The following is a 22,662-nucleotide window of genomic DNA, read 5'->3' as shown; positions in this document are numbered from 1 at the left end:
GGCCGCGGGCCATGCGCCAGGTTTACCGGCCCGGTCGACGGCTACTCCTGGGAGGTGCTTCGTGCAGCGCTACCGAGGAGGTGCCGTGGCTCAGGTATCGGATTTCGTGCTGGCTCGGCTGCGGGAGTGGGGGGTGCAGCGGGTCTTCGGCTATCCGGGGGATGGGATCAACGGTCTGCTCGGGGCGTTCGACCGCGCCAAGGGCGACCCTGAGTTCATCCAGGTCCGGCACGAGGAGATGGCCGCGTTCATGGCCTGCGGCCACGCCAAGTTCACCGGCGAGGTCGGAGTCTGCGCCGCCACCTCGGGGCCCGGCGCCGTCCATCTGCTCAACGGCCTGTACGACGCCAAACTGGACCACCAGCCGGTGGTGGCCATCGTGGGCCAGCAGAAGCGGCTCAGCCTCGGCACCCACTACCAGCAGGAGATCCACTTGGACCGGCTGTTCGCCGACGTCTCCGAGTACTGCGAGATGGTCACCCACCCCGGCCAGGCGCGGCATGTCATCGACCGGGCCTTCAAGACCGCGCTGACCACCCGCGGCGTGGCGACCATCGTGATCCCCAACGACATCCAGGAGAAGGACGCCCAGCCCTCCCCGCCCAAAGCACACGGATCGGTGTTCTCCAGCGTGGGCTGGAGCCGCCCCCGCGTCCTGCCCGACCCCGATGAGCTCCGCCGCGCCGCCGATGTCCTCAACGAGGGCGAGAGGGTCGCCATCCTCGTCGGCCAGGGGGCTGCCGATGCCGCGGGCGAGGTCGTCGGAGTGGCGGAGCTGCTGGGCGCCGGAGTGGCCAAGGCACTGCTGGGCCGGGATGTCCTCCCCGACGACCTGCCCTATGTGACCGGGCCGATCGGTCTGCTGGGCAGCACCGCAAGCGACAAGATGATCAAGGAGTGCGACACCCTCTTCCTGATCGGCACCAGCTTTCCGTACTCGGAGTGGCTGCCGGACGAGGGGCAGGCCCGAGGCGTCGAGATCGACATCGACGGCCGCATGATCGGCATGCGCTACCCCATGGACGCCCATCTGGTGGGGGATGCGAAGGAGACCCTCAAGGCGCTCCTCCCGCTGCTGCGGCGCAAGGAGAAGCGGAACTGGCGGAAGAAGATCGAGAAGGATGTGCAGGAGTGGCTCACCATCTGCGACACCTGGGCCGGCCAGCACTTCGAGGACACCATCAACCCCCAGTCGGTGGCCGCTGAGCTCTCCTCGCGGCTGCCGGACCGGGCGATCCTCACCGCCGACTCCGGATCGGCCACGAACTGGTGGGCGCGCCATCTGAAGCTGCGCGACGGAATGGACGCCTCGCTGTCCGGCACGCTGGCCACCATGGGCCCCGGGGTGCCGTACGCGATCGCGGCGCGCTTCGCGTACCCCACCCGCCCGGTGATCGCCTTCGTGGGCGACGGCGCCTTCCAGATGAACGGCATGAACGAGATGATCACCGTCAAGCGCTATATGGACCGGCTGGCGGGCGGCCCGCCGCTCGTCTTCTGCGTCTTCAACAACCAGGACCTCAACCAGGTCACCTGGGAGCAGCGCGCCATGGCCGGGGACCCGAAGTACCCCGCCTCCCAGACCATCCCCGACATCCCTTACGGGGCGTACGCCGAGCTGCTGGGGCTGCGGGGCATCCGCTGCGAGTCCCCGAAGAAGGTCGGCAGGGCCTGGGACGAGGCGCTGGCCGGCGACCGCCCGGTCGTCCTGGAGTTCACGGTCGACCAGGAGATCGCCCCGATCCCGCCCCACCTCATGGTCCCCATGGCGAAGAAGACCGTGAAGGCCGCGCTGCACGACCCCGAGCTGGCCGGGATCGCCCACCGGGGCATCCGGCAGAAGGTCGCCCAGTACGCCGAGCGCCTGCCGGGGCGCGGGCACGCCTGACGGAGGGGAGAAGCGCACGATGCGGACCGCGAGCGGACTGGAGGGCGCACTGCGTGCGGAGGTGGACGCCGAGGTCAGGTTTGACGCGGGCAGCCGGGGCGCGTACGCCACGGACGGCTCCAACTACCGCCAGGTGCCCATCGGCGTCGTCGTCCCGCGCGACGTGGAGGCAGGGGCGCGGGCGGTGGAGGTGTGCGCCCGTTTCGGCGCGCCCGTCCTGTCACGGGGCGGCGGCACCAGTCTGGCCGGTCAGTGCACGAACACCGCCGTGGTGATCGACTGGAGCAAGTACTGCCACGCCCTGGTCTCGGTGGATCCCGAGGCGCGCACCTGTGTGGTGGAGCCGGGGTTGGTCCTTGACGAGCTCAACCGCCAACTCGCCGACCACAAGCTGCAGTTCGGGCCGAAGCCGTCCACGCACAGCCACTGTGCGCTGGGCGGGATGATCGGCAACAACTCGTGCGGCGCGTCGGCGCAGGCGTACGGCAAGACCGTGGACAACGTGCGCCGCCTGGAGGTCCTCACCTACGACGGCGTGCGCATGTGGGTGGGGCCGACGTCCAAGGCCGAGCGGGCGCGGATCGCGGCGGAGGGCGGCCGCCGGGCCGAGATCTACGACGGGCTGGACCGCGTCGTCGGCGAGTACCTCGCGGACATCCGGCGCGGCTACCCGAAGATTCCGCGCCGGGTCTCCGGCTACAACCTGGACTCGCTGCTGCCGGAGAACGGCTTCGACGTGGCCCGGGCCCTGGTGGGCAGCGAGGGCACCCTGGTGACGGTGGTGCGCGCCGAAGTGGACTTGGTGCCCGTGCCCCCGTACCAGTCGCTGCTGGTGCTCGGCTACGAGGACATCTGCACCGCCGCCGACGATGTGCCCCGGCTCCTGGAGCACTGCACCCCCGGCGAACTGGAGGCCCTCGACGGGCGGATGGCGCAGCTCATGCGCGAGGAGCGGGCCTACCTCGAATCCCTCAACTCCCTTCCCGAGGGCGGCAGTTGGCTGATGGTGCAGTTCGGCGGGGACACCCAGGAGGAGGTCGACGAGCAGGCGTACGCGCTGCTGCGCGCGGTGGGGCGGGACGAGAAGGACGCCACGGTGGCCTTCTCCGACGACCCCCGGCGCGAGCAGCGGATGCTCAGGGCCCGCGAGGCGGGCCTCGGGGTGACCGCGCGCCCGCCGGACGACCGGGAGACCTGGGAGGGCTGGGAGGACTCCGCCGTCCCGCCCGAGCGCCTGGGGGACTATCTGCGCGATCTGAAGGGGCTGTTCGCGGAGTTCGGCTACGACCATCCCACGCTGTACGGCCACTTCGGGCAGGGCTGTGTGCACACCCGCATCCCGTTCGGGCTGAAGACGGCCGACGGCGTGGCCGACTTCCGCCGCTTCGTGGAACGCGCCGCCGACCTGGTGGTCTCGTACGGGGGCTCGCTGTCCGGCGAGCACGGGGACGGCCAGGCGCGGGGCGAGCTGCTCACCCGGATGTTCGGCGAGCGGCTGGTGACCGCGTTCGGCGAGGTGAAGGCCCTGTTCGACCCGGAGAACCGGATGAACCCCGGCAAGGTCACCGGCCCGAGCCCGGGCAAGGCCACCGGCCCGGACACGGCCACCGGCCAGCACATGGCCACCGGCCCGAATCCGGTCGACGGTCAGCTACGCCTGGGTCCGGGGTGGCGGCCGGCCACCCCCGACACCCACTTCGGCTACCCCGACGACGAGCACTCCTTCACCCGCGCGGTCATGCGCTGTGTCGGCATCGGCAACTGCCGTGGCCACCACGGCGACGTGATGTGCCCCTCGTACCGGGCCACCAACGAGGAAGAACACTCCACCCGCGGCCGGGCCCGGCTGCTGTTCGAGATGCTGAGCGGCCACCCGGACTCCGCCGTCACCGACGGCTGGCGCTCGACCGAGGTCCGTGACGCCCTGGACCTGTGCCTGGCCTGCAAGGGCTGCAAGTCCGACTGCCCGACCGGTGTCGACATGGCGACGCTCAAGGCCGAGTTCCTCGCCCACCACTACGCGGGCCGCCCGCGCCCGGCGGCGCACTACTCCATGGGCTGGCTTCCGGTGTGGGCCCGGCTGTCCCGTATCGCGCCCTCGCTGGTCAACACCGTGGCCCGGGCGCCGGGTGTGGCCGCTCTCGGCAAGCGGCTGGCCGGTGTGGACGGCGCACGCCAGGCGCCCGTGTTCGCCCCGCGGTCCTTCCTCCAGTGGTGGCGCGCCCGCGCCGCCGAGGAGCCGGACCCGGCCGACCCGCGGACCGTGGTGGTGTGGCCCGACACCTTCAGCACCTACTTCCACCCCTCGGTCGCCATCTCGGCCGTCCGGGTGCTGGAGGACGCCGGCTTCCGGGTCGCCGTACCGACCGAGCCCGTGTGCTGCGGTCTGACCTGGATCTCCACCGGGCAACTGGCCACGGCGAAACGGGTGGTGCGGCGTACCCTGCGGGTGCTGCGGCCGTACCTCGAGGCGGGCACCCCGATCATCGGCCTCGAACCCTCCTGCACCGCGGTGTTCCGGGCCGACGCACCCGAACTGATGCCCGCCGACCAGGACGTGGCGCGGCTGGCCGGGCAGTTCCGCACCTTCGCCGAACACCTCGTCCACCACGCCCCCGACGGCTGGCGGCCACCCGCGCTCGGCCGGCAGGCCGTCGTCCAGACCCACTGCCACCAGCACGCGATCATGAAGGACGACGCGGACCGGGAACTGATGCGCCGCGCCCACCTCGTCACCGACGTCCTCGACGAGGGCTGCTGCGGACTGGCCGGCAACTTCGGCTTCGAACGCGGCCACCACGAGGTCTCGATGGCCGTCGCGGAACAGGGCGTCCTGCCCGCCGTGCGCGCGGCCGCCCCCGGCAGCCTGCTGCTCGCGGACGGCTTCAGCTGCCGAACCCAGATCGAGGAGGGCGACACCGGCCGCAGGGCCCTCCACCTGGCCGAGGCACTGGCCCTGGGCCTCGACACCACCCTGCCCAGCGAGCGGCCCGAACGCCTGGCACAGCGCGTGGCCCCGCCCTCGCGCGCGGCCCGCTGGGCGACCACCGCCGGTGCCGCCGCCCTCACGGCGACGGCCGTGGCGGGGGCCGCGGCGGGGGTCGGCCGCGCCGCCTCGCGACGCACGCGCCGCGGGGGAAGGTGACCGCACGGTGGTGACGGGTGGCGTGGTGGCAGGAGGCGTGGGCGAGCACGTCGTGGACGGGGTGGACAGCGCCGTCTACACGGTGCCCACCGACGCCCCCGAGGCCGACGGCACCCTCGGCTGGGACAGCACCACCCTCGTCCTCGCCACCGTCCGGTGCGGCCAGGTCACCGGGCTCGGCTACACCTATGCCCCGGCCGCCACCGCCCTGGTCATCGACGATCTGCTCGCCGACGTGGTCACCGGCACCCCGGCCCTCGATGTGCCCCGCGCGAACGAGGCCATGCACCGCGCCGTGCGCAACGCCGGACTGCCCGGTGTGGCCGCCCAGGCCATCGCCGCCGTGGACATCGCCCTGTGGGACTGCAAGGCCCGCCTGCTCGACCTGCCCCTCGTCCACCTCCTGGGCAGGGCGCGGGACGAGGTACCGGTGTACGGCAGCGGCGGCTTCACCACGTACGACGCCGAGCGCCAGGACCGGCAACTGCGCGGCTGGACCGAGGAAGAGGGCATTCCCCGCGTCAAAATCAAGATCGGGGAGTCCTGGGGGCGGTACGAGGAACGCGACCGGAAACGCGTCGCCGAGGCCCGTACGAGCATCGGCGACACCACCGCCCTGTACGTGGACGCCAACGGCGCCTACGACGCCAAACAAGCCATCCGCATCGCCGACACGCTCGCCGACCACGGTGTGACCTGGTTCGAGGAACCCGTCTCCTCCGACCACCTCACCACCCTCGCCACCGTCCGCGACCGGGTCCCGGTGGAGGTCACGGCCGGTGAATACGGCTACACCCTGCCCTACTTCGCGCACATGCTCGCCGCCGGTGCCGTGGACTGCCTCCAGGCCGATGTCACCCGCTGCGGCGGCATCACCGTCTGGCTGCGCGCCGCCGCCCTCGCCCACGGCCAGGGTCTCGAGATCTCCGGCCACTGCGCCCCACACGCCCACGCCCACGCCGCCGCGTCCGTGCCCAACCTGCGCCACCTGGAGTGGTTCCACGACCATGTGCGCGTCGAGCGCCTCCTGTTCGACGGCGCCCTCGCGCCCGACGGTGGCAGCGTCACCCCGGGCCACGACGGAGCGCCCGGGCTGGGGCTCACGCTGAACAGCGAGCGGGCGCGGCCGTATCGGGTGGCCTGAGCCGTACGGCGGCCGGACCTCGTACGCCATCGCCCCCGGCCGCCTTCGGCCCGCTGCGGCGCCCTCGCTCTCCGCGGAGGCGTGGGCGATGGTCGGCTGACCGCGGTCGCGCCTGCGGCGGGCTTTCCCCTACCCGCCCCTTCCCGAACCATGGGGCTCCGCCCCTGGACCCCGGACGCCCTTCGGGCGTGTCCTCAATCGCCGGACGGGCTGATCTCAGCCCGTCCAGGGGGCACCTCCCAGCGGTAGCTGGGGGAGATTGAGGAGCGGGGTCCGGGGCAGAGCCCCGGCTCTGGAATATCCGGTGGCGGGCCCGGACGTCCGGTGGTGAAGATCGCGGCATGCATGTCTTCCTGGAAACCGAACGGCTCGTGTTGCGCCCGTTCACCGACGCCGACGCCGACCACCTCTTCGCGCTCGACAACGACCCCGACGTCATGCGCTTCCTCACCGGCGGCAAGCCGACGAGCCGGGAGACGATCCGCACGAAGACCCTGCCACGGTTCCTCCACGACCACCCGGGCCTCGGGACCCGCTGCTACTGGGCCGCCGAGGAGAAGGCCACCGGAACCTTCCTGGGCTGGTTCGAGTTCCGCCCCCTGGACGACCACAGCCCCGCCGTGGTGGAGCTCGGCTACCGCCTGAACAAGGCCGCCTGGGGCAAGGGCTACGCCACGGAGGGATCCCGGGCCCTGATCCACAAGGGCTTCACCGACCTCGGCGTGGAACGGGTCACCGCGAACACCATGGCCGTGAACACCGGGTCCCGGCGCGTGATGGAGAAGTCGGGCCTGTCGTTCCTCCGCACCTTCACCGAGGAGTGGCCGGAGGCGATCGAGGGATCCGAACACGGTGAAGTCGAGTACGAACTCACCCGGACCGCCTGGGAGCAGCGCCGGTAGCCACGTGTCGAGGGAGGAACGGTGCGTCCGGCGGAGCAGATGGCTGCGGAATCCGTTGTGGACACCCTTGCCCACGGGCCATATCGGCAGTGCCGGGCGGCTGGTGCTTAAGGGCTTAATCACCAAGGCTGACGCATCACACCGCATCACACTCAGGGAGATGAGCATGAGCCTTGACCTGGCGCGTCGTCGCCTCCTGTCGGCCGCGGGCGCGGTGGGTGTCGCGGGCGCACTCGGCTTGGCCCCCTCTGCCGCGTTCGCGGCCCCCGGCCGTCGTCCGTCCGGATCCCGTCGTTCGGCCGCGACGATCATCCACGGGGGGCGGGTGCTGACCGGGCTGCCGTATGCGCCGCAGCAGGAGGCCCTCGCCGTGGGAAGGGACGGGAGGATCCTCGCGGTCGGCCCGGCGTCCGTGGTGCGGCGTCTGGCCGGGAGGGACACGGAGTTCGTGGACGCCCGCGGCGGCACCGTCATGGCGGGGATCATCGACGCACATGCCCACTGCCTGGAGGCCGGGTGGCGCTCGCTCAACCCGTCCCTGGGCAATGAGAGCTACACCGTCGCCGCGCTCCAGGCGGAGCTCACCGGTTTCCTGAACGCGAGCGAGGACCAGGAACCGGACGGATGGCTGGTGGTGGAGGACTGGAACCCGGTCGGCCTGCCGGCCGGGACCGAGACCCACCACCGCATCCTGGACGCGCTGCCGACCCGCCGGCCGATCGCGCTCAAGGGCTCGGACGCCCACAACACGTGGGTCAACCAGCGGGCCCTGGAGCTGGCGAAGATCACGTCGAGCACCCCGGACCCGGCCGGTGGCCGTATCGTCCACGACGCGGCCGGAGCACCGTCCGGGTTGCTGAAGGACACCGCGCAGGACATCGTCGCCGCGGTCATTCCGCCACCGGACAGGGACGAGGCGCTGGCCGCCGCGGCGAAGGCCCTCCGCCAGGCGGCGTCCAACGGCATCACCACGTACATGGACGCGGCCACCGAGACCGACGGCCTCCGCGCCTACGCCGATCTGGCCGCCTCGGACCGGCTGCCGCAGCGGGTGATTCCCGCGCTGCGCCTGGACGTCGACCTCGTCCGCGACCCGAAGGCCGCGCTGGCCCACGTCAACGAGCGGCGCACGGCGTACGGACAGGTGCCGGGCCTGTGCTTCGGGACGGCGAAGGTCTTCCTGGACGGAGTGATCGAGCACCCCGCGCAGACCGCCGCGCTGCTGGAGCCGTACCTCGACGGCGACGGCAAACCCACCGACAACCGGGGCGACTTGTACGTCACCGCCACCGAGTACGGGCGCCTGGCGACCGTACTGGACCGGGCCGGGTGGCAGGTGCACGCGCACGCGATCGGCGACCGCGCGGTGCGCACCGCATTGGACGGCTACGAGGCGGCGGTACGCGCCAACGGCCGCCGTGGCAACCGGCACACCATCGCCCATCTGCAACTGGTGCACCCGGATGACTACCGGCGCTTCGCACCGCTGGGCGTGGTCGCCTGCATGCAGCTCCAGTGGGCGATGCGCAATGTGTGGACGATGGACGCCCTCCTGCCCTACATCGGCCCGGACCGCCACCGGCTGATGTATCCGGCGCGCAGCCTGGAGCGGTACGGCGCGGCGTTGGCCGGGGGATCGGACTGGCCGGTGGACCCGCTCGACTCCTTCAACCAGATCCGCACCGCCGTCGACCGGCAGGGCGAGGAGGGGGCGCTGTATCCGGAGCGGGAGGGCATCAGCCGCGCCACCAGCCTGCGCATGCACACGGCGGGCTCGGCTCATCAGCTCCGTATCGACCACGAGACCGGTGTGCTCACCCCGGGCCGGGCCGCCGATGTGATCGTGCTCGACCGGGATGTGACCCGGGTGCCGGTCAAGGACATCACGGGTACGAAAGTGCGCCTGACGCTGGCGGGCGGCAGGCGCGTCTGGGACGCGGACCAGCCCGGCGCCGAGGCGGCCGCCGCGTCGTTCCCGGCGGCCCGGCCCGCCTCCCTCGCCACCGTGCACGGACGGCACGCCGCCTGCGGTTGCCACCGCTGACCCGCCGTCGCCGTCCTTCGCCCAGCCGCCGCGTGGCAGGGGCCGCGCCCCTGGAGGCCGGGGTCTGGGGCGGGGCCCCAGTCGGCCGAGTGGTCTCGGCAGACATCCAGTTGCGCAACACCGCGACGACGGCGATCTTCATCGAGGTGTCCCTTCCGGGGTGGGGGCGGAGACGGAGTCGTGTTCGGGTGGCTGGGGGTGGGCGCGTGCGCGGGTGCGTGGCGGAAGCTGTCCCGCGACGATCGCGGCGAGCGAGAGCGCGAATCCCACGAGCTGGATCGGGCCGAGCGTCTGGTCCAGCACGATGGCGCCGAGAACGGCGGCCACCAGCGGCGAGAGCAGGGCCAGAACCGCGACCGAGGCGACGGGCAGGCTGGTGATGCCCTGGAACCACAGGGCGTAGGTGATCAGACCGCCGACCAGCCCCAGCCAGAGGTAGCCGAGGGCGGCGGGCAGGTCGATCGCGGGAGGCGCCCCCTCGACGAGGAAGGTGAGGGGCAGCAGGAAGAGCCCTCCCGCCGTGAGCTGCCACCCGGCGAAGGTGGTGGCACCGACCCCGGCGGGGCGCCCCCAGCGCTTGGTGAGCGTCACGCCGAGCGCCATCGTGACCGCGCCCGCGAGGCCCGCCACGACCCCGACGGTGTCGAGTGCCGCGTTCGGCCCGATCACCACCAGCCCGACGCCGACGACGCCCGTCACACCCCACAGGAGGCGCCACAGCGAGAGGCGCTCATGGAGCACGGTGACGGCCAGGACGGCGACGACCAGCGGCTGGGCCGCCGCCAAGGTGGCGGCCACGCCACCCGGCAGGCGTTCGGCCGCGACGAACAGCAGCGGGAGGAACAGCCCGATGTTCAGCACGCCGAGCGCCGCGGCCTTCCCCCACCAGGCGCCGCGCGGCAGCGTCCGGGTGAGGGCCAGCGCGATCAGGCCGGCGGGCAACGCGCGCAGGAACCCCGCGAAGAGCGGGTGGCCCTCGGGGAGCAGCTCGGTGGTGACGACATACGTCGTGCCCCACACCGAGGGAGCGAGCGCCGTCAGGGCGGTGCGTGGCAGGTTTCCGTGGCGGACACCGCCGGCCCCGCCGGAAACCACGTGTGTGGTGTGCCGTGTCATGCCTCGAAGTCTCACTTCGGGGTCGTGGATGAGTCCAACACATGTTTGTCACCTCATCGATCTCGATCCACGATGAATCCATGGAGCTTCAGCAGATGCGGTACGTCGTCGCCATCGCCGAGACGAACAGCTTCACGCGCGCCGCGGAACGGTGTCTGGTCGTCCAGTCCGCACTCAGCCACCAAATCGCCCGGCTGGAAAAGGAACTCGGCGCGAGACTCTTCGAGCGCACCAGCCGCCGGGTGCGGCTGACACCGGCCGGTGCGGCCTTCCTCCCGGCCGCCCGCCAGTGCCTGGACGCCGCCGAGCGCGCGGCCGCCGAGGTCGCCGCGGCCGTCGGGGAGGTACGCGGACGGCTCGCCGTGGGCCTGATCCCCACCGTCACCGCGGTCGACATCCCGGGCGCGCTGCGCGACTTCCGCGAGCGGTACCCGCACGTGCGCATCAGCTTGCGGGTGGGCGCGAGCGACGACCTCGTCGAGCAGGTCAGGGAAGGCGTCCTCGACGTGGCGTTCCTCGGCCTGCCGACCACCGCCCGCCCCCAAGGTGTCGCCAGTTATGAACTCGCGCGCGACCGGCTCGTCGCCGTGGTCGCGCCGGACCATCCCCTCGCCGAGGAATCACAGGTCGACCTGCGCAGGCTCTCCACCGAGGTGTTCGTGGACCTCCCGGCCGGGACCGCCGGGCGCGCCCAGTCCGACCTGGCCTTCGAGGCCGCGGGGCTCACCCGTGACGTCGCCTTCGAAGTGACCAGCGCGGACTTCATCGCCCGGCTCGTCGGACCGGGCCTCGGCGTGGCGATGCTTCCCACCGCCTACGCGCCTCATCTCGCGGGCGTCGTCACCATCGAGGTCGCCGACGCACCGGCCCGCGTCGAGTACGTCATCTGGAGCCGCTTCAGCCGCACACCGGCGGCGACGGCCTTCCTCACGGCGCTGGACATCACGCCCACGGAATCCTGACGTACCCGGGCCGCCCCGCCCTCACGATGCCTGTCGGCGGGATCGCCGCATCGAGGACGAACGAACCACCAGACGAGTCCCGATCACCACGGGCGGCGGTGTGCGCGGCGGATCCTCCACCAGGCTCACCAGCGCGTCGACAGCCGCCGTTCCGGCCTGCTCGGGGCCCAGCGACACCGTCGAGATGGGCGGGTCCGTACGCCCGTAGGCCGGATCCTCGCTGCCGCACACCACCATCAGGTCCTCCGGCACCGAGAGCCCGCACCGCGCGGCCGCCGCCAGGACCTGACGGCCGCACGGGTCGTACAGGCCGAACACCGCGTCCGCCCTGAACTCGCCGGTCAGCAGGGCGTCCAGACCCCGTCCCGTGGAATCGTCCGCGTCGAACGGGACCACGCACGGCCGCACACCGGCCCGCGCACACCACCGCCGGTAGGCGCTCGCGCTCGCGCGGCTGTAGTACTCCTGGGTGGGCCCGGCGATCAGCGCGATCCGCTCCGCGCCCTGCCCGGCCAGATGCTCCAGCACACGGCGGGTCATGGCCTCGTGATCGTTGTCGACCCATGTCTCCCGCGCCCGCAGATCGCCGGGCCGGCCGTCGAACACCAGCGGCAGACCGCGGGCGCGCAGCACCCGCACCACGGGGTCGCCGGTCGGGCTGTCCAGTACCACCACCCCGGCGGCCGGGAGGGTGCGCCACATGTGCTCGGCCGGCCCCGCGGGCATCGCCGTCAGCGCGTAGCCACGCCGATGGGCTGCGACGGTGGCCGCGCTGATGGCCTGGGCGAAGTACGGCACGCTCGCGAAGTCCCACGCGCTGTCCCCGTAAGCGGTCACCGCGAGCCCCAGGGTGCGCCCGCCGCTACCCGCCGGGCCGTAACCGAGCGCACCGGCCACCGCCCTCACCCGGGCCCGCGTCGCCTCCGAGACCCGGCCCGTGCCGTTGAGCACGTTGGACACCGTCGCGGTCGACACCTCCGCCGCCCGTGCCACATCCCCGATCGTCACCCTCGACACGCCCGGCAGAATACGCTCCCGCCCCCGCGTCACCCGCTGACGTCGTGCGTGGGGGGGCGGGCGATGGGGGACAGCGGTCCAACCGGACGAGTTACGGGCCCGACTCTGGGAACGCGCCACGGGACGGAAAGGAGTACGCACATGCCCAAGATCGCCATCATCCTCGGCAGCACCCGCCCCGGCCGCAACGGCGAAGCCGTCGCCCGGTGGGTCGTCGACATCGCCCGGCAGCGCACCGACGCGGAGTACGAGCTCGTCGACATCGCCGACTACCGGCTCCCCCTCCTGGACGAGGCGGTCCCGCCGTCGCTGGGCCAGTACTCGCAGCCGCACACCAGGACCTGGGCGGAGAAGATCGGCTCCTTCGACGGGTATGTGTTCGTCACCCCCGAGTACAACCACTCCACCTCCGGTGCCCTGAAGAACGCCATTGACTTCCTGTACGCCGAGTGGAACAACAAGGCCGCCGGCTTCGTCGGTTACGGCAGCGCCGGTGGCACCCGCGCGGTCGAGCACCTGCGCCTGGTCATGGCCGAACTGCAGGTGGCCGATGTGCGCGCACAGGTCGCCCTGTCCCTGTTCACCGACTTCGAGGACTTCAGCAGGTTCACCCCCGCCGAGCACCAGACCGAGGCCGTGAACACCCTGCTCGACCAGGTCGTCAGCTGGAGCGACGCGCTCGCCACCGTCCGCGCCGCCTAGATGATCGATTCCAAGGGTTGGTGGTCGTAGCGATCCCGCACCTGCCGGACGGGTTGCCCGGTCCCATAGGCTGAGCCCCCGTCCACACTGTCTGGGGGAGTAATTGACCAGTAGGTTCACTGAGTTGGTTGTCGACTGCCGTGATCCGGAGCGGCTCGCGGCCTTCTGGTGCGCGGTCCTGGGCTTCAAGGTGATCGACTGGAGCGAGGGCAAGGTCGAGATCGGCTCCTGGGAGCCGACCGTCGAGGAGGTCCGGGCCCGCCAGATGCCGCCTACCCTGCTCTTTATCCGGGTGCCCGAGGGCAAGACCGTGAAGAACCGGCTCCACCTGGACGTCAGCCCGATCGACGGCAGTACCGACGACGAGGTGGCCAGGCTGCTTGGCCTTGGCGCCGCCAAGGTGGACGTGGGCCAGGGCCCTGACCGGAGCTGGGTGGTCATGGCCGACCCCGAGGGCAACGAGTTCGACGTCGTGCGCACCCTGGCACCGTCCAACTAGATGATCACTCTCAAGGGTCAGTGGTCGTAGGCGGTCAGTGAGCGCAGGACGGGCTGTCCGCGCGCAGCCGATCCCTTGGAATCGATCATCTGGTCCGGCGACGTCGCGGAGACACCGGTGCCCCGCGGGTGGGTGTCTTCCCGCGTGCCGGGCGTCGTCGTCGGCGGAGGGCGGCCGGTCAGCCAGTCCCGGCGGAGCAGCGGCAGGGTGCTCTCCACGTCCCGGACGCCGGTGACCGGCAGCCGCACCTCGAAGCGTGTGCCGGGGCGTCCGTCGGGCCGGTCCAGTACGGTGATCCGGCCCCGGTGCAGGGTGATCTGCTGGGCGACCAGGGTCAGGCCGAGGCCGGAGCCGGGGCTGTCCGGGCCGCGCCGGAACCGCTGGAAGACCTCCTCGCGGCGCTCGGGTGGGATGCCGGGGCCGTGGTCGTCCACGGTGAGCACCGCGACCGGCTGTCGCGGGTCGCCGGAGTGGCGCAGGGTCACCTCGATGTGGGCCGTGCCGTCGGTGGCGCGGCCATGGGTCCAGGCGTTGGTCAGCAGGTTGTCCACCGTCGAGCGCAGCCCCTCCTCCCAGCCGTGCACCAGCAGCCCCGGGGCGGCGCGCACGGACACCTCGGTGTCCGGACGGGTGCGCCGCAGGTCGGAGACGGACGCGTCCAGCACCTCCGCGAGGTCCAGCGACGCGAACGCGTCCGCCTCGACCAGGTCGCCCTGCGCGAGCGCCCTGAGCATCACCAGCAGCCCCTGCAGCCGGGTGTGTTCGCGCCCCAGGTCCTCGAGCACCTCCGCCCGGTCCACGGGGTCCAGGTCGGGGTGGTCGGCGAGGATGTCGATGTTGGTGCGCATGCTCATCAGCGGGGTGCGCAGCTCGTGGGACGCGGTCGCGGCGAACGCGCGGGCGGTGGCCAGCGCCTCCCCGGTGCGTTCGACCTGCTCGTCGTAGCGGGCCAGCACGGTCTGCAGCGTGTACGCCAGGTCGTCGACCTCGCCGATACGGGTCGGCGTGTGCTCCAGGCGTACGGCACTGGTCCGGGGGTCCAGGCCGCTGGTGCGGCGCTGCAGCCGCCGCAGCGGCAGGACCGCCCGGGCCGCGATGGCCCAGGTGGCGGCCCCGGCCAGGGGCGCGGCCAACAGCGCCCCGAACACGACCCGTTGGCGCACCAGTGCCAGCTCCTCCTCGGCGGTGTCCGGCGAGAACAGCCACAGATTCGGCGTGGTGCCGTCTTTCGCGGCACCGACACGCAGCGACAGGACCAGCCAGTCGGTGTCGCCGGAGGTCACGGTGACCGGCTTCGGGGCGTTGCGGGGCAGCGAGGGGAACGGATCGGGCTGCGGCCCGGCCGAGATCGTGCCCCCGGGCGCGGTCAGCCGGACGCCCACGTCCCGCGCGGAGTTGACCAGCCGCCGCTGCCGGGCCTGCTCCATGACCGGGCGGTCGGTCCCGTCGACCTCGAGGAACGCCTTGGCGTTCTTGGCGACGACCGTGGCGCGAGCGCGCAACTGGGAGTTCTGGTGTGCGCGCAGGTCATCGGCGACCAGATGCAGCAGCAGCCAGCCGGAGGCCAGCACCAGCAGCGGCACGCTTACGCCGACCGCGAGCGCGATGCGGGTGGACAGCCTCATGGCGCCTCCCCGGAAGGCATGCACTCGTCCGTCGTTGCCTGCCATGCGCACCTCCGTTCCGCGGCGGTCGAACGCGTCCGTCCGAGGAAGAGATCAAAGCATCGACATGGCCCGTGTCTCCACACCGGTGCCGGAGGTGCGGGCCGCCTACGACCGCGAGAAGGGTGCCGCCGCACAAGGCAGAGCCGGGGGTCGGACCCGCTCGTTCTCACGCCGTTCTCAGGTGTGCGGGAACGGCTCGGTCAGCGACGTGAGCACATGGTCGGCCTCCGCGGCACGCAGCTCCGCCGCGGAGTAGTGGCCGCTCGCGACCCCCACCGCGGTCGCGTTCGCCGCCCGCGCGGCCTCGATGTCGCGGGGGGTGTCCCCGACCACGTAGACGTCGGAGCGGCCCAGATCACGCCCGTGGAGCCGGGCGGCCTTGGCCATCGCCAGGCGGGTGATCTCCGCCCGGTCCGGGGAGTCCGAGCCGTAGGCGCCGAACACGAAATAGCGGCCCAGCCTGCCCGGTTCCATCTTGATCCGGGCCGCGCCCTCCATCGCGCCGGAGATGAGCCCGAGGATGATCCCCGCGTCCGTGATCCGCCGCAGCGTGTCTTCGACGCCGTCCATGACGCGATACCCCTCCGAGGTCCGGATGTCCTCCGAGAGATGCCACAGATACGCGGCGTACAGGCGGGCCATCTCATCGTGACTGGGCTCGCGGCCGAGCACGGCCCGGAACGTCTCCCGGCCGACCTGCGGATCCGTCTCCCCGGCCGACGTGTGCTTACCGATATCGGCGGCCACGCCGTGCAACCGGTCGAAGGCCCAGGCCCAACTCCGGGCCCCCGAGCCTCCGGTGTGGACCAGGGTTTCGTCGATGTCGAAGAGCGCTGCTATCGGTCCGGCCATCACACGGTCTCCTCCGGTTCCGCCTGCTTCCAGGTTGCGCGGTGGCACCGGGGGCGGCCAGTTGCGGGGCCGCGGTGTTGGTGGTGCCGTGGAAATGACGGAGACGGAAGGGGAGCGACCCGGGAAACAGGACCCGGGCGGCCGAGCCGCGCGGCGCCGTCCACACCCACCCACCTCCGCCGAGGCTTCAATAACGTCCTCGCGACGATCGTCCGATCCGGCACACAGCGAGGCTTCGCAGACATCCATCGAGCGCACGGAGGGCGGCGTCGCCATGACCGACCTGGACACGCTGTCGGTGAACACGATCCGCGGACTGTGCATGGACGCGATCCAGAAGGCGAATTCCGGGCACCCCGGAACGCCCATGGGGATGGCGCCCGTCGCGTACACGCTGTGGCAGCGGTTTCTGCGCTTCGACCCCGCCGATCCCATCTGGCCGAACCGCGACCGCTTCGTGCTCTCCGAGGGCCATGCCTCCGCCCTGCTCTGGTCGCTGCTGCACCTGACCGGCGTGCGCACGGTCGACCCCGAGTACGAGGTGCTGGGCCGTCCGGCGGTGACCCTCGACGATCTGAAGTCCTTCCGGCAGCTCGACTCGCGCTGCCCCGGCCACCCCGAGTACCGGTGGACGAGCGGCGTCGAGGCGACCACCGGCCCGCTCGGTCAGGGCGTCGCCACCTCCGTCGGCATGGCGATCGCGGGTCAGTGGCTGGCGGCGAGGTACAACCGCGACGACTTCACGCTCTTCGACTTCGATGTGTACGCGCTCGCCGGGGACGGCTGCATGATGGAGGGCGTCTCCTCCGAGGCGGCCTCGCTCGCCGGACATCTGCGGCTGTCCAACCTGTGCTGGATCTACGACTCCAACCGGGTCACCATCGAGGGCCACACCGACATCACCTTCACCGAGGACCTCGCCGCACGCTTCCTGGCCTACGGCTGGAACGTGACCACCGTGGCCGACGCAGGCGACCTCGGCCGGATCGGCCTCGCCTTCCACACCTTCCGGGCCGAGGCCGCGCGCCCGACCCTGATCCTCGTCCACAGTCACATCGGGTACGGCTCGCCGGTCGAGGACTCACCGAAAGCACACGGGGCGCCGTTCGGACCGGAGGGGGTCAAAGCCACCAAGCGCGCCCTCGGCCTGCCACCCGACGCCGACTTCCACATCCCCGACGGTGTGCCCGACTGGTTCGCACGGGGCATCGGCGCACGCGGCGGCCAGTTGCGCAGCCACTGGGAGAAGACGTTCGACGCCTACCGCGGCGCGTACCCCGAGCTCGCCGACGAGTTGGAGCGGATCCAGCGCCGTGAGCTGCCGGACGGCTGGGAGACCGCGCTGCCCACCTTCCCGGCCGACCCGAAGGGCCTGGCCAGCCGCGACTCCTCGGGCCAGGTGCTGAACGCGGTGGCCAAGTCGGTGCCCTGGGTGCTCGGCGGGTCCGCCGACCTGGCTCCGTCGACCAAGACCCGCCTCACCTTCGGCGGTGCGGGCGACTTCCAGCCGTATGACCGCGCCGGGCGCAATCTGCACTTCGGCGTCCGGGAGCACGCGGCCGCCGCGGTGGCCAATGGGATGGCGCTGACGAAGCTCCGTCCGTACTGGTCCGGGTTCCTGATCTTCTCCGACTACGCCAAGGCGGCCATTCGCCTCTCCGCGCTGATGGAGATCCCCACCGTGCACATCTTCACCCACGACTCCATCGGGGTCGGCGAGGACGGGCCCACCCACCAGCCCGTCGAGCAGCTCGCGGGGCTGCGCGCCACGCCCGGACTGCTGGTGTTCCGCCCCGCCGACGCGAACGAGGTCGCCGAAACGTGGCGGGTGGTCGCCGGCCTCCGCCGGGCGCCGGCCGCGCTGGTCCTCTCCCGCCAGCCCCTGCCCACCCTCGACCGCACTCGGCTCGGGGCGGCCACCGGTGTCGCGTGGGGTGCCTACGTCCTGGCGGACGCGGACCGGGGCGAGCCCGAGGTGATCCTGCTCGCCACCGGCTCCGAGGTGGCACTCGCCCTGGCCGCACACGAGGAGCTGACCGCCGAGGGCATCGCGTCCCGGGTGGTGAGCATGCCGTGCTGGGAGCTGTTCGACCGTCAGCCGCGCGAGTACCGCGACCAGGTGCTGCCGCCCGCGGTCACGCGGAGGGTCGCGGTGGAGGAGGGCTCCACGTTCGGCTGGGACCGGTATGTCGGCGCGGACGGGGCCGTCGTCGGCATGCACACCTTCGGCGCCTCCGCCCCCCTCAAACAACTGCTCACGAAGTTCGGATTCACCCCCGAGCGCGTCGCCCAGGTGGCGCGCGACCTGGTGGCGGCCTCGGGCTGAGCGGGCAATGACGCGACAGGAGAGCACATGGCTACCGACACCCCCATGCAGCTCGGCATGATCGGGCTCGGCCGGATGGGCGCGAACCTCGTGCGCCGGCTGATGCGCGACGGCCACCGCTGTGTGGTCTACGACGTCAATGAGAGCGCCGTCCGGGAAATGGAGGGCGAGGGCGCCGTCGCCGCCCGCTCGCTCGGCGACCTGGTGGCGAAGCTGGAGCGGCCACGGGCCGCGTGGCTCATGCTGCCCGCCGCCGTCGTACAGCCCACCCTCGACCAGCTCACCGAGCTCCTCGACCCGGACGACGCCGTCATCGACGGTGGCAACTCCTACTACCGCGACGACATCACCCGCGCGGCGCAGCTCGCCCCGCACCGCATCCACTACCTGGACTGCGGAACCTCCGGCGGTGTCTGGGGACTCGAACGCGGCTACTGCCTGATGATCGGCGGTGAGGACGGGCCCGTCGCCCGGCTCGACCCCATCTTCCGCACCATCGCGCCCGGCACCGGCTCCGCCGAGCCGACACCGAGCAGACACACCGACGGAACGGCGCCGGAGGGCTATCTCCACTGCGGCCCGAGCGGAGCCGGCCACTTCGTGAAGATGGTCCACAACGGGGTCGAGTACGGCATGATGGCCGCGATCGCCGAGGGGCTCAGCATCATCGACCACGCGGACGCCGGACTGCGCAAGCGCGCCGCCGACGCGGAGACCACCCCGCTGCGCGAGCCGGAGGCGTACCAGTACGAGATAGACGTCGGCGAGGTGGCCGAGGTGTGGCGCCGCGGCTCGGTCGTGGGCTCCTGGCTCGTCGACCTCACCGCCGACGCGCTGGCCCGGTCGCCGAAGCTGGACGACTTCACCGGGCGCGTCTCGGACTCCGGCGAAGGGCGCTGGACGGTACGGGCGGCGGTGGACGAAGGCGTGCCCGCCGCCGTGATCAGCACGGCGCTCACCGACCGCTTCCAGTCCCGGGGCCTCGGCGAGTTCGCCGACCGGGTGCTGTCCGCCATGCGCAGCGAGTTCGGCGGACACGCCGAGAAGAGGAGCGGGCGATGACGGCACCGGACGACCATGTGATCGTGCTCTTCGGCGCCACCGGCGACCTCGCCAAGCGCAAGCTGCTTCCCGGGCTGTTCCACCTCGCCGCCGCGGGACTCCTCCCCGACGGCTACCGCATCGTGGGCTCGGCCCCGACCCGCTCCGCGATGAGCGACGACGCGTTCCGCACCCTCGCCCATGACGCGGTCGCCACCTTCGGACGGTCCAAGCCGACCGGGCCGGGGTGGAAGTCCTTCGAGGAGTCGCTGTCCTTCGGCGCGGCCGACCCCCAGGACCCCGGGGCGCTGCTCGCGGCCGTACGGGCGGCGGAGGACTCCCTCGGCGGGCCGTCCCGCAGACTGTTCCACCTGGCCATTCCGCCCTCGGCGTTCGCGTCCACCATCGGCATGCTCGGCGACACGGACCTGGCCGAGAACGCGAAGGTGATCGTGGAGAAGCCCTTCGGCACCGATCTGGCGTCGGCGCGGGCGCTCAACGAGACGATCAACGCGGTCTTCGACGAATCCCGGGTCTTCCGCATCGATCACTTCCTCGGCAAGGAGTCGGTGGACAACATCCTCGCCCTCCGGTTCGCCAACGGGATGTTCGAGCCCAACTGGAACCGGGACCACATCAGGTATGTGCAGATCGATGTCCCCGAGACGCTGGGCCTGGAGGGCCGTGCCCACTTCTACGAGGGCACCGGAGCCTTCCGGGACATGATCGTCACCCATCTGATCCAGGTGCTCGGCATCGTGGCGATGGAACCACCGGTCTCGCTCGCCGCCGAGCCGTTGCGCGACGAGAAGGACAAGGTCTTCGAGGCGCTGCGCCCCATCGCGCCCGGGGATGTCGTACGCGGCCAGTACGAGGGCTACCGCGACGAACCCGGTGTGGCCCCCGATTCGACGACCGAGACGTTCGCCGCGCTGCGGGTGGAGGTGGACAACTGGCGGTGGGCCGGGGTCCCGTTCCATCTGCGCTCCGGCAAGAACCTCGCACAGGGCCGCCAGGTGATCACCCTCGGACTGCGCGAGCCGCCCCTGCGGATGTTCCCGACCGACCTCGCCGACCAGGAGAGGAACCGGGCCAACAAGATCGTGATCGACTTCGGGGACCCCGGCTGGATCGCCGCCCGCTTCCTCACCAAGGAGCCCGGCCCCGCGATGCGGCTCGAACCGGCCACGATGGCCTTCGGGTACGCCGGGTCGTTCTGCGAGGAGAACGGGCTCGAGGGCTATGAACGCCTGATCCTGGACGCCATGCTGGGCGACCAGTCGCTGTTCACCCGGTCAGGCGGCATCGAGCACATCTGGGCCGCGTCGGCCCCCCTCCTGGAGAACCCCCCGCCGGTCCAGCCCTACGCCCCCGGCTCCTGGGGCCCCGAACCGGCCATCAGCGAACTGATCGCGCCCTATCCGTGGCATCTGCCGGACGCCGCCGAGGTCCTGCCCGGGACGTTCCGAACGTCCGGGACGCCCGGGACACATGCCGCTTCCGGAGGGGGCGCGAAGTCGCCGCACTGATGGGCGGCTTCGGACGCACCATCAACCTGGGGAATACTTCAACGTCGTACCGATCAGCGATAGCACCATGGAGGACAAAACGTGAGCGAGACCCGTTTCGCCGGCAAGGTCGTTCTCATCACCGGCGCCGGATCCGGCATCGGTGCCGCCACCGCCCATCGTTGCGCACGCGACGGCGCCACCGTGATCGCGGTCGGACGCACCGAGGAGAAGTTGCGGAAGACGGTCGCCACCGCGCCCGCCGGTTCGACGGTCGTCGCCCGCGTCGCGGACGTCTCCGACGAATCGGCGGTCACCGCCCTCATCGATGGCGTGGTGGCGGAGTACGGCCGCTTGGACGTGCTGGTCAACAACGCGGCCGCGGTCGCGGTCGGCACCGTCGGGGACGTCGGCACGGACGGCTGGCGGCGGGTCATGGACGTCATCGCCGATGGCACCTTCTACGCGTCGAGGGCCGCACTGCCGCATCTGCGTGCCGTCGGCGGCAACATCGTGAACGTCGGCTCGGTCTCCGCTCTCGGCGGCGACTGGGGTCTGGCCGCCTACAACGCGGCGAAGGGCGCGGTGGCCAACCTGACCAACGCCATGGCGCTCGACCACGGCGCCGAAGGCGTGCGGGTCAACGCGGTGCACCCGAGCCTCACCGCCACCGAAATGGCCGCCCCCATAGTGCAGAGCGAAACCGCCATGGCCGCGTTCCGTCAGCGCATCCCCATGCAGCGCCCGGCCGAGCCCGGGGAAGTCGCCGACGTCATCGCCTTCCTGGCCAGTGCCGACGCCCGATTCGTCAACGGCGTCCACATCCCGGTCGACGGCGGACTGAGCGCCTCCTCGGGCCAGCCCCGCATGTTCTGAGCGCCGGTCAGCTCTCCCGGTACGGGGCCAGGAACGGGGTCAGTGCGGACAGCATCGCGTCCGGGGCCTCCTCCGCGGGGTAGTGGCCACAGTCGGGAAGGACCACGCTTTCCACGTCGTCCGCGGCGAGCCTCATCGTGGTGCCGACCGCCTCGCCCAAGTTGTCCGCTCCCGCGATCGTGAGGACGGGGAGGGTCAGCCGTCGGGTCGTGCGCCGCTGGTTCTGCGCGATGGTGGTGTCGAGCGCACGGTAGAACGCGAAGCTGGCGCGCAGGGCGTCCGGGTCGGCGGCGAGGGTGTCCACGTAGTGCCGGACGGCGTGGCCGGGCAGTGGCCTCGCGGCCTTCGTGGCGAATTGATGGCCGAAGTAGAGGTGTTCCCGGCCACTGACCAACCGTTCGTTGAGGTCGGGGAGGCGGTTGAAGGCGAAGTGCCAGAGGCGGTCGTTGGCCTCGCCGCTGCCGAAGAGCGGCGGTGAGGGGGACAGGCCGGGGATGGCGGCCTCGGCGACCGCCAGCCGGTCGAGCCGCTCGGGGTGATCGGCGGCCAGGGCGTAGCCGGTCCACATCCCGATGTCATGGCCGACCATGGCGAACCGCCGATGCCCGAGCGCCTCCATCAGCGCCACCATGTCGGTGGCGAGCGTGCCGGTGTCGTACCCGCCCCGGGGTTTGCCGGACAGCCCCACACCGCGCGGATCGGCCGCCACGACGTGGAAGTCCCGGGCCAGCGCCGGCATCAGGAGGCGCCAGGCGTACCACGTCTGTGGCCAGCCGCACAGAAGCAGCAGCGGGGGCCCCTCACCGCCGGTGACGGCGTGCAGCCGCAGCTCTCCGGTGTCGACGTAGTGGCTGGTGAAGGTGTCGGTGAAGCCATCCGGGAGGCCCGGCGCCCGGGCGGCGGAACCGGGGCCTCGGGGTGTGGGCAGGGAGGTTGAAGACGAACTCATGATGATGCCCTTTCATGGGGCTGG

General features: G+C 71.8%; 17 protein-coding genes. 12 read left to right on the top strand and 5 right to left on the bottom strand.

The window, feature by feature from the left end:
- Positions 1 to 85 precede the first annotated feature (85 nt).
- From ACZ6TD_RS12020 to ACZ6TD_RS12000, 5 genes are all read left to right on the top strand, one after another.
- The gene (locus ACZ6TD_RS12020; RefSeq protein ID WP_471353326.1) at positions 86 to 1,888 is read left to right on the top strand and encodes a thiamine pyrophosphate-requiring protein; all 1,803 of its coding nucleotides are present in this window, start codon (positions 86 to 88) and stop codon (positions 1,886 to 1,888) included.
- A gap of 19 nt (positions 1,889 to 1,907) precedes the next feature.
- Positions 1,908 to 5,033 carry an FAD-binding and (Fe-S)-binding domain-containing protein gene (locus ACZ6TD_RS12015; RefSeq protein WP_471353324.1) on the top strand — a complete coding sequence of 1,042 codons (3,126 nt, stop codon included), beginning with the start codon at positions 1,908 to 1,910 and terminating at the stop codon, positions 5,031 to 5,033.
- Between the two features lie 37 nt (positions 5,034 to 5,070).
- Positions 5,071 to 6,177: an enolase C-terminal domain-like protein gene (locus ACZ6TD_RS12010; protein ID WP_471353322.1), complete on the top strand. Its 1,107-nt coding sequence runs from the start codon at positions 5,071 to 5,073 to the stop codon at positions 6,175 to 6,177.
- 341 nt (positions 6,178 to 6,518) lie between these two features.
- On the top strand, positions 6,519 to 7,079 hold the full coding sequence (locus tag ACZ6TD_RS12005; RefSeq protein WP_471353320.1) for a GNAT family N-acetyltransferase: 561 nt from the start codon (positions 6,519 to 6,521) through the stop codon (positions 7,077 to 7,079).
- Positions 7,080 to 7,239: 160 nt separating this feature from the next.
- Complete coding sequence (locus ACZ6TD_RS12000; RefSeq protein WP_471353318.1) at positions 7,240 to 9,123, top strand: amidohydrolase; 1,884 nt, start codon at positions 7,240 to 7,242, stop codon at positions 9,121 to 9,123.
- Between the two features lie 138 nt (positions 9,124 to 9,261).
- Here the strand turns inward: ACZ6TD_RS12000 and ACZ6TD_RS11995 are convergent, their stop codons facing one another.
- Positions 9,262 to 10,239, bottom strand: a complete 978-nt coding sequence (locus ACZ6TD_RS11995; protein ID WP_471353316.1) for an EamA family transporter — start codon at positions 10,237 to 10,239, stop codon at positions 9,262 to 9,264.
- Between the two features lie 80 nt (positions 10,240 to 10,319).
- Between ACZ6TD_RS11995 and ACZ6TD_RS11990 the strand changes: the two genes are divergently transcribed.
- Complete coding sequence (locus ACZ6TD_RS11990; RefSeq protein WP_471353314.1) at positions 10,320 to 11,201, top strand: LysR family transcriptional regulator; 882 nt, start codon at positions 10,320 to 10,322, stop codon at positions 11,199 to 11,201.
- Positions 11,202 to 11,222: 21 nt separating this feature from the next.
- Here ACZ6TD_RS11990 and ACZ6TD_RS11985 read toward each other — a convergent pair whose 3' ends face one another.
- Entirely contained in the window at positions 11,223 to 12,218 is a 996-nt protein-coding gene (locus ACZ6TD_RS11985) for a LacI family DNA-binding transcriptional regulator (protein ID WP_471353313.1), read from the bottom strand.
- Positions 12,219 to 12,359: 141 nt separating this feature from the next.
- Between ACZ6TD_RS11985 and ACZ6TD_RS11980 the strand changes: the two genes are divergently transcribed.
- Both ACZ6TD_RS11980 and ACZ6TD_RS11975 read left to right on the top strand, forming a co-directional pair.
- Positions 12,360 to 12,920: an NADPH-dependent FMN reductase gene (locus ACZ6TD_RS11980; protein WP_471353311.1), complete on the top strand. Its 561-nt coding sequence runs from the start codon at positions 12,360 to 12,362 to the stop codon at positions 12,918 to 12,920.
- A gap of 103 nt (positions 12,921 to 13,023) precedes the next feature.
- On the top strand, positions 13,024 to 13,419 hold the full coding sequence (locus tag ACZ6TD_RS11975; protein ID WP_471353309.1) for a VOC family protein: 396 nt from the start codon (positions 13,024 to 13,026) through the stop codon (positions 13,417 to 13,419).
- Positions 13,420 to 13,436: 17 nt separating this feature from the next.
- On the opposite strand, the gene ACZ6TD_RS11970 is transcribed toward ACZ6TD_RS11975, so the two are convergent.
- On the bottom strand, positions 13,437 to 15,044 hold the full coding sequence (locus ACZ6TD_RS11970) for a sensor histidine kinase (RefSeq protein ID WP_471353307.1): 1,608 nt from the start codon (positions 15,042 to 15,044) through the stop codon (positions 13,437 to 13,439).
- A 219-nt stretch (positions 15,045 to 15,263) separates the two neighbouring features.
- Positions 15,264 to 15,938 (bottom strand): HAD family hydrolase, encoded by a 675-nt coding sequence (locus tag ACZ6TD_RS11965; protein WP_471353306.1) that lies wholly within the window; start codon positions 15,936 to 15,938, stop codon positions 15,264 to 15,266.
- Positions 15,939 to 16,212: 274 nt separating this feature from the next.
- Here ACZ6TD_RS11965 and tkt point away from each other — a divergent pair, with 274 nt between their 5' ends.
- The 4 genes from tkt (at position 16,213) to budC (ending at position 21,689) form a co-directional block, all read left to right on the top strand.
- Positions 16,213 to 18,264: a transketolase gene (gene tkt, locus ACZ6TD_RS11960; RefSeq protein ID WP_471353304.1), complete on the top strand. Its 2,052-nt coding sequence runs from the start codon at positions 16,213 to 16,215 to the stop codon at positions 18,262 to 18,264.
- 27 nt (positions 18,265 to 18,291) lie between these two features.
- The gene (gene gnd, locus ACZ6TD_RS11955) at positions 18,292 to 19,326 is read left to right on the top strand and encodes a phosphogluconate dehydrogenase (NAD(+)-dependent, decarboxylating) (protein WP_471353302.1); all 1,035 of its coding nucleotides are present in this window, start codon (positions 18,292 to 18,294) and stop codon (positions 19,324 to 19,326) included.
- Positions 19,323 to 20,834: a glucose-6-phosphate dehydrogenase gene (zwf, locus tag ACZ6TD_RS11950; RefSeq protein ID WP_471353300.1), complete on the top strand. Its 1,512-nt coding sequence runs from the start codon at positions 19,323 to 19,325 to the stop codon at positions 20,832 to 20,834. The genes gnd and zwf overlap by 4 nt, the downstream gene beginning before the upstream one ends.
- 81 nt (positions 20,835 to 20,915) lie before the next feature.
- Entirely contained in the window at positions 20,916 to 21,689 is a 774-nt protein-coding gene (gene budC, locus ACZ6TD_RS11945; protein WP_471353298.1) for a meso-2,3-butanediol dehydrogenase, read from the top strand.
- 7 nt (positions 21,690 to 21,696) lie between these two features.
- On the opposite strand, the gene ACZ6TD_RS11940 is transcribed toward budC, so the two are convergent.
- Complete coding sequence (locus ACZ6TD_RS11940; protein ID WP_471353296.1) at positions 21,697 to 22,638, bottom strand: alpha/beta fold hydrolase; 942 nt, start codon at positions 22,636 to 22,638, stop codon at positions 21,697 to 21,699.
- Positions 22,639 to 22,662: the final 24 nt, after the last annotated feature.

The organism is Streptomyces yongxingensis, from assembly GCF_055597465.1.
The sequence above is the reverse complement of the archived record's forward strand: the minus strand, read 5'-3'. Positions and strand labels throughout refer to the sequence as shown.

What these genes read in the sequence shown, in the direction of transcription:
- zwf (WP_471353300.1), top strand. Translation starts at nt 19,323, where the DNA reads ATGACGGCACCGGACGACCATGTGATCGTGCTCTTCGGCGCCACCGGC.
- ACZ6TD_RS11995 (WP_471353316.1), bottom strand. Translation starts at nt 10,239, where the DNA reads ATGACACGGCACACCACACACGTGGTTTCCGGCGGGGCCGGCGGTGTC.
- ACZ6TD_RS11990 (WP_471353314.1), top strand. Translation starts at nt 10,320, where the DNA reads ATGGAGCTTCAGCAGATGCGGTACGTCGTCGCCATCGCCGAGACGAAC.
- ACZ6TD_RS12005 (WP_471353320.1), top strand. Translation starts at nt 6,519, where the DNA reads ATGCATGTCTTCCTGGAAACCGAACGGCTCGTGTTGCGCCCGTTCACC.
- ACZ6TD_RS12015 (WP_471353324.1), top strand. Translation starts at nt 1,908, where the DNA reads ATGCGGACCGCGAGCGGACTGGAGGGCGCACTGCGTGCGGAGGTGGAC.
- ACZ6TD_RS11965 (WP_471353306.1), bottom strand. Translation starts at nt 15,938, where the DNA reads ATGGCCGGACCGATAGCAGCGCTCTTCGACATCGACGAAACCCTGGTC.
- ACZ6TD_RS12000 (WP_471353318.1), top strand. Translation starts at nt 7,240, where the DNA reads ATGAGCATGAGCCTTGACCTGGCGCGTCGTCGCCTCCTGTCGGCCGCG.
- ACZ6TD_RS11980 (WP_471353311.1), top strand. Translation starts at nt 12,360, where the DNA reads ATGCCCAAGATCGCCATCATCCTCGGCAGCACCCGCCCCGGCCGCAAC.
- ACZ6TD_RS11970 (WP_471353307.1), bottom strand. Translation starts at nt 15,044, where the DNA reads ATGAGGCTGTCCACCCGCATCGCGCTCGCGGTCGGCGTAAGCGTGCCG.
- gnd (WP_471353302.1), top strand. Translation starts at nt 18,292, where the DNA reads ATGGCTACCGACACCCCCATGCAGCTCGGCATGATCGGGCTCGGCCGG.
- ACZ6TD_RS11940 (WP_471353296.1), bottom strand. Translation starts at nt 22,638, where the DNA reads ATGAGTTCGTCTTCAACCTCCCTGCCCACACCCCGAGGCCCCGGTTCC.
- tkt (WP_471353304.1), top strand. Translation starts at nt 16,213, where the DNA reads ATGACCGACCTGGACACGCTGTCGGTGAACACGATCCGCGGACTGTGC.